This window comes from Pandoraea sp. B-6 (assembly GCF_000282835.1).
GTDB lineage: Bacteria > Pseudomonadota > Gammaproteobacteria > Burkholderiales > Burkholderiaceae > Pandoraea > Pandoraea cepalis.
Genome location: NZ_AKXS01000153.1, coordinates 26098 through 32336, shown reverse-complemented (window position 1 = coordinate 32336; position 6239 = coordinate 26098). Strand labels below are relative to the sequence as shown.

Sequence of the window (6239 nt, the reverse complement as noted above, 5' to 3'; positions counted from 1 at the left end):
TGGCGGTTGGCGGGGTCTCCGGTGTGGCCTGCGGCCGGGGGCCCGCGCAGCCGGCCAGGGCGGCGGCCAGTGCTGCCAGGGCAAGCGCTGCCCGGACAGGACGGGCGGAAGGGGCTGAAGGGATGAGGCGGATGGATGAAACTGACATCATCGGAAGGGTTTGCCGAAGGTATTTTGTCCCGATTGTACCGGCTCCGGGCGACGCACCCGCCGGCATCGCTCGGAACAGTACCTGACGTCGTCCCACACCCTCGCCCATTTCTTGCGCCAGGTGAAGGGCCGGCTGCACGCTTGACACACCTTGCTGGGCAGAAACGCCTTGCCGTGCTGGGTCATTTGGCGGGATCGACACGATCATGAGACACCCAGACAAGCGACGCCGTATCGACCCCCAGCGCTTGCGCACGCGCCACAATACGCTTCAGCTCGTCCGCGCCGAGATGCTTCTCCCTCGCGAGAATCCAGCAGTAGCCGGTATTCGGCCCCACGACCAGCGCCCAGCGATAGTCGGGGTCGATGGCGGCCACGTGGTAACCGCCGTAGAACGGCCCGAAGAACGATACCTTCAGCGATGCGACAGACGGCGACCCGGTAAGCAGCGCCTTGCCGGTCACCGCTTGCCACCGGCCGTTCGACGTATCGAAGCCTCGGTTGAGCACGCGAATACTGCCATCTGACTGCGGCGTGTAGGTGGCGGACACGTCGGTCATGCCGCGCTCGAACGCATGGTCGAGGCGAGCCAGTTCGTACCAGCGGCCCTGATAGCGACTCACATCGAAGGGCGACACGGGGGAGACCCCAGGCGGCGGACGCGTGTTGGCGCACCCGGAGAGCAGGAGGAACGCGAACGAGAGCGCGCTCAGCCACCGCAGCGCGACGGATCGTTTGGCGGGAACAGCGTTGGTCATGGAAGTCCCTGTGTCGGTGAATGGAAAGCCTGTGTTTGCGTCCGTCGTCCATCAAGCACGTTGGCATCGACTATCGGTATGCGCAAGCGTGACCGCCGGCGCGAATTTTCAGGACTCGAGCACATCCCGGAGCTTGGCGAGGCCTCGACGAATCCAGCTTTTGGCAGTGCCCTCCGGTACACCCAGCGTTCGTGCAAGTTCCGTGTAGGTGAAACCGCCGAAGTAGGCGATCGTAATGGCCTGCCGCTGTTGCGCAGAGAGGGCGGTCATTGCCATCGAGAGTCGTTGCTTTTCGCGATCTCTTTCGGTCAGTTCCGGCGGCGGGGCGGAATCCGCAGCGATGGACGACATGAGGGTCTCGTCCAGCGGAATCGGTTGTCGTTTGCGTAGATAGCTGATGGCTCGGTTCCGGGCGATGGTCGAAATCCACGGAAGCACGTCGCCGCGTTGCGCATCGAACACCAGACGACGCTGCCACAACGCCATATAGACGTCCTGAAGAATATCTTCGGCTTCGGCGCGATGATGAATCACGCGGAGGATGACGCCGAACAGCACGGACGAGGTATGCCGGTACAGCTGCGCGAACGCATCCTCGTCGCCGAGCTGGGCAAGCGTCAGCAGACCCGTCAGGTCGGTGCAATCGCCGAGGGAAGGACGAGCCGACACGCGGACGGCACCCGCGCTGTCACCGGCCGCGCTCGAGCACGCACTCGCACTCGCGGGCGCGTTCTTCGACGCGCCACCCGCGACGCCCGAGTCCGTTGGACAAGCGTATTGACTGATGTCGATGGTTGTCATCGCGGCGTCTCCAGGGAGGATGCTGCGGGATCGATGCCGTTACTGCGAGCGGTCGGGCATCAATGCCAGAAACTCGCGGCGCAACGCGGGATCTTCGAGGAAACGTCCCCGCATGACACTGCTTACCATGCGCGCCCCGTCGTCTTTGGTCCCCCGCCAATGCATGCAGAAGTGGTCCGCCTCCAACACCACGGCGAGTCCGTCGGGGGCGATTTTTTCTTCGAGCAAGTCGGCGATCTGCTTGACGGCTTCTTCCTGAATCTGTGGTCGTGCCATGACCCAATTCAGCAAGCGGGCGTATTTGGACAGACCGGGCAGGTTCGAATTCGCCGCGGGCAAAACGCCAATCCACGCGCGACCCATGATCGGGCAGAGATGATGCGAGCATGCGCTCCGCACGCGAAGTGGCCCGATCAGCGTGAGTTCGTTCAGTTGCCCGATGTTCGGGAATTCCGTGACCGCGGGCGGCGGTTCGTAACGGCCCGAGAACACTTCGCGGACGAACATCTTCGCCACGCGCTTCGCGGTTTCACGCGTGTTGTGGTCGTTGTCGACGTCGATGACGAGCGCGCGAAGCGCGTTCTCGATATGCGTCGCGACTTCGCCCTGCAATGTCTCGACATCGCCTTCGCGCAGGTAGGGGGCGATGTTGTCGTTGGCGTGAAACCGGACACCGGCGTTGCGCAAGCGCTGCCGGACGACTTGCGACAACGGGATGCCCTCTGCGGCACCCTTCGTGATGGCCGGTTGCGAATCGATAATCGCGCCCATGAGGTTCTCCGGAAAAGGAATGCGCCGATGCGTCTCGCCGTTCAGCGGTCTCCGGGCGTGGTCGCCGGAATGGGCCAGCCTTCGTGCTCAGCCACGGCGGCGAGGGCGGCTTCGAACATGGCAACGGCCTTGTTGGCCGCGTCGCCGAGGTGTCGATGGAGCAGCGCGTCGGCCGGTGAGCGCGACTCGCATTCATCGCTATAACGCTCGAACGCGGCAATCTGCAGCACCAGTTCGGCGAGATGCTTGGGACACTCGCAAGCGATGGTCGTGGAGCGGGAAACCACGCTGATCAGCGTGTCGTTGTCGAACCGGCGTGGCGTCCTGCGCCAGATCCGTTCCTGGTCTTCGTTGCTGGAATCGCTGCGGCGCCACGTCTGCAGGTACTCGGCGAGGAGGTCGTTCGCGTGTAACAAGGCGTTGGGAGCTCGCCTGAGGTTGATGCCTTCCAAGCTCGCCAGTTCAGCCGCCCGAGTCGTGCCAAAGGAATAGACGACGAGCACGTCGTCACACATTAGTCGCTGCGCTGCCGTGACGATAGATAGGACAACGTCTTCGTGGAGTGCCTCAACCCGAATGACGAGGCAGTTCGCAACGGACTCGTTGCCGCCAGGGGAGGGGACATCTTGAACGGTGTCGAGCTGGACGGCATTGACGCCTTTCGGCATCTCAAGCGTCACGCTTTCGCCAAACCCCACGATGAAGAGGTTCGTGTCTCGCATGGGGGCGGTCGTAAGCGCGCGGTCGCTGTCTCCGCTCGCCAATTGTCTCAACTGATCGCCGTCCAAGTGGGCAATCGAGCTGATGGCGTGCCCTCGGTTCACCAGTGCCTTGATCGTCTTCAGACGATGGACATCGACATCGGAATATAAGCGCTGACCCGAGGCGCTGGTGGGCGGTGACACCACGCCATACCGTTGCTCCCAGATACGCAACGTCGCCGCAGGCATGTCGACGAGCTTGGCTGCCTCGCCGCTTCGATACCGTCGAACTGTGTCCACTGTCTCCTCCACCCTGAGGCCGTTGTCGTGCAAAAGCGACTCAATGAGCCGTAAATTAACTCAAATTATATTATGAGTCAATAAAACAAACTCAATGTATGGAATTTGCAGTATATGAGTCTAAATATCGACTCGCATTGTCTATCTCCGTCGCCTGCGTCCGAAACACGGCGTTGTCGCTACTACGCTGACGGATTGGCACGCAGCTAATTTGCGGTTTTCGATCGTTTGATTTTGGGTTCGACGCGCCGATGCGTCCCGCGCCCAGCGCCTGATTTACGGACGGCCTCTTCGCCGGGGGTCGAGACAGGGGGCAAGCGTTCGGCGGTCTCACGAAACAGCGACCGTAGCCATGCGATGGCCGGATCACGTTCTTGATACTTGTGCCATTGAAGGTTTTCGGTAAAGGCTGGAATGCCGACCGGGCATTCCAGCACGCGAAGCGGGAAACGTTGTGCCATTTGATGCGCCAGTCGGGAGGGGAGCGTGGCGATCCGAGACGTTCCCACGAGCAATGCCGGGACGAGTGTGAAGGTTGGCGCGATCACCGTCTGGCGCCGTGTCCGCTTGCTCGTGGAGAGTAAGCGGGCGTCAAAGGTAATGCGACGACCGCCCCCCCATTCCACACCAACATGAGCGGCGTCGAAGTACTCGTCTTCCGTCAGCCGGTCACCCGCCATTCGGTACTCGGCGCACACGAGACACGAAAACGTGTCGTCGAACAAAGGCTCCGCCGGATGGCCGGCAACCTTGGCGAACTCTGGTGCGATCAGCAGTTCTGCCTCGCCGTTCTCCAGATGCTCGGGCGTCTGCGGACTGATCGCGCGCAAATCGAACTGCATCAGGGGCGCCAGCGTTGTCGCCCGCTTGACCACTTCCGACAGGAACACACTGATCACATAGTCGGACGCCTCTATCGTGAAGCGACGTGTCGATGTCGCAGGATCGAACGTGGGACGTGCGCGCGTGATCGTCTGGATTTGGAGCAGGACGTCCCTCACGGGTTTTGCCAACTCCTCGGCTAGCGGTGTGAGTACCTGCGTTTTTCCCACCGGCACGAGCAACTCGTCCTCGAAATACTCGCGCAGGCGGGACAGCGAACAACTGGTCGCGGGCTGGCTCAAGAACAAACGCTCGGCGGCTTTGCCGACGCTGCGAGTGGATAGAAGGGCATCGAGTACCACGAGTTGGTTGAGATCGAGCTTATTGAATCGCATGACCTTTTTGATATTTACGGTGTGGATGCACCGTATTTAAACAATAAATTATATAAATGTCATGCGATACCTATAATCGGCTCAACAGGCAGCCATAGCCTGGAAACCAACAAGCATCACGGAGACATGAACCTATGCAGGCGTATCGTAAGGCGGGCTCGCGGCTTGCCCAGTGGGGGCTGGTCGGCACCTTGACACTGATGACCATGCTGGCCCAGATCGACAAGAACATCCTGGTACTCATGGTCGCGCCGATCCAGCGTGATTTCGGTGTGAGCGACGTGCAAATCAGCTTTTTGATTGGGGCGGCATTTGCGGTGGCCAATATCGTGGTGGGATTGCCGGCGGGCTGGCTGGCCGATCGATTCGACCGTCGTCTGATCATTGCCGCCGGGGTGTTGGTGTGGTCACTGGCAGTCGCGGCCAACGCTGCAGCGACCACCTTTGCCGTCCTGGTGGCCGCGCGCGTCATTGTGGGTGGGGCCGAGGCGTTGATTCCCCCGTCCTCGTATTCACTGATTCGCGACGGTGTGGACGAGGACCGCCGCGCGCGAGCGCTCTCCGTCTATACGATGGCGTTGATGCTTGGCACCGGACTGTCGCTGGTCCTTGGCGGTCCGTTGATGAGCGCCATCCACCTGTCCGGTATGAACACCATCCCGTTCCTTGGGAACGTGACCGCGTGGCAGATGACGTTGTTCCTGATCGGATTGGTCGGGGTGCCGATGAGCGTGATGATTTTCCTGAGCAAGGATCCGGGGCGTCAACGCGACGGCGCGACGAACCTGCCGCGGCGCACGCACCACCTCGCCACTTATCTCTGGGCGCATCGTGCCATCTTCGGACCGCTGTTCCTCTTTGTCGTGGCGAACGCCATCATCACGTTCGGCCTGGCGGCGTGGCTGCCAACCGTGATCGTTCGACGCTTTCATCTCGGCATGAGGGAGATCGGGCTGATTCAGGGGGCCGTGCTGCTGACCATGGGGCCGCTCGGGCTCTGGTTGGCAGGAATGGCGATGGAGCGCAGAGCGGCGGCGCTGACCAGCGTCGCCCGGGTGGGCATGGTGACGAGTATTGCCGTTGCGGTACTCACGGTGGCGCTGGTGCTGACGGGAACGCTGCAGACGTTCTGGATCGTCGATGCGCTGGTTGTTCTTTTCTCCTGGACCTTCATGTCCGTCACCTCGACGATCGTGGCGCGCGTCGTACCCACGCAGTCGATCGGCATCGTCATGGCGATCGTGCTCGTGTTGAATGGGTTGCTGGGTCAGGGCCTTTCGCCCACGCTCATTGCCCTCGTCGGGCGACTCCTGTTCGCCGGTAGTGCCGATGCCTTGCCCAATGCAATGGCAGTTGTATTCGCCATGTCAGGGGGGATCGCACTGGTGGCGTCTGCAGCGCTGTATCGGTGTGTGTCGCGTACCGAAAGCGTCATGTCGAACGTTGCGACGCAAGTGGGTGCGCCTTGATTCGGTGTTGATCTTGCTTAACAACGCACCCGCGTGCGATCGCGCATTGCGACATGCGTGAGGTGAGAAACA

At 61.5% G+C, this 6239-nt stretch carries 7 protein-coding genes; 1 reads left to right on the top strand and 6 read right to left on the bottom strand.

From position 1 onward, the window contains the following. Positions 1 to 147: 147 nt before the first annotated feature. From A985_RS27290 to A985_RS0101270, 6 genes are all read right to left on the bottom strand, one after another. Positions 148 to 336, bottom strand: coding sequence for a DUF2256 domain-containing protein (locus A985_RS27290; protein ID WP_083902148.1), 189 nt, complete (start codon positions 334 to 336; stop codon positions 148 to 150). Then, positions 333 to 908 carry a lipocalin family protein gene (locus A985_RS0101290; protein ID WP_017231625.1) on the bottom strand — a complete coding sequence of 192 codons (576 nt, stop codon included), beginning with the start codon at positions 906 to 908 and terminating at the stop codon, positions 333 to 335. The genes A985_RS27290 and A985_RS0101290 overlap by 4 nt, the downstream gene beginning before the upstream one ends. 108 nt (positions 909 to 1016) lie before the next feature. Next, entirely contained in the window at positions 1017 to 1709 is a 693-nt protein-coding gene (locus A985_RS0101285; protein WP_017231624.1) for a sigma-70 family RNA polymerase sigma factor, read from the bottom strand. A 39-nt stretch (positions 1710 to 1748) separates the two neighbouring features. Beyond that, entirely contained in the window at positions 1749 to 2480 is a 732-nt protein-coding gene (gene folE, locus A985_RS0101280) for a GTP cyclohydrolase I (protein ID WP_017231623.1), read from the bottom strand. 41 nt (positions 2481 to 2521) lie between these two features. Next, positions 2522 to 3514: a MerR family transcriptional regulator gene (locus A985_RS23775; protein WP_017231622.1), complete on the bottom strand. Its 993-nt coding sequence runs from the start codon at positions 3512 to 3514 to the stop codon at positions 2522 to 2524. Positions 3515 to 3687: 173 nt separating this feature from the next. After that, positions 3688 to 4665 carry a LysR family transcriptional regulator gene (locus tag A985_RS0101270; RefSeq protein WP_232424483.1) on the bottom strand — a complete coding sequence of 326 codons (978 nt, stop codon included), beginning with the start codon at positions 4663 to 4665 and terminating at the stop codon, positions 3688 to 3690. A 167-nt stretch (positions 4666 to 4832) separates the two neighbouring features. On the opposite strand from A985_RS0101270, the gene A985_RS0101265 reads away from it, so the two are divergent. Next, a complete protein-coding gene (locus A985_RS0101265) occupies positions 4833 to 6167 on the top strand; it encodes an MFS transporter (RefSeq protein WP_017231620.1) in 1335 nt (444 codons plus the stop codon). Positions 6168 to 6239: the final 72 nt, after the last annotated feature.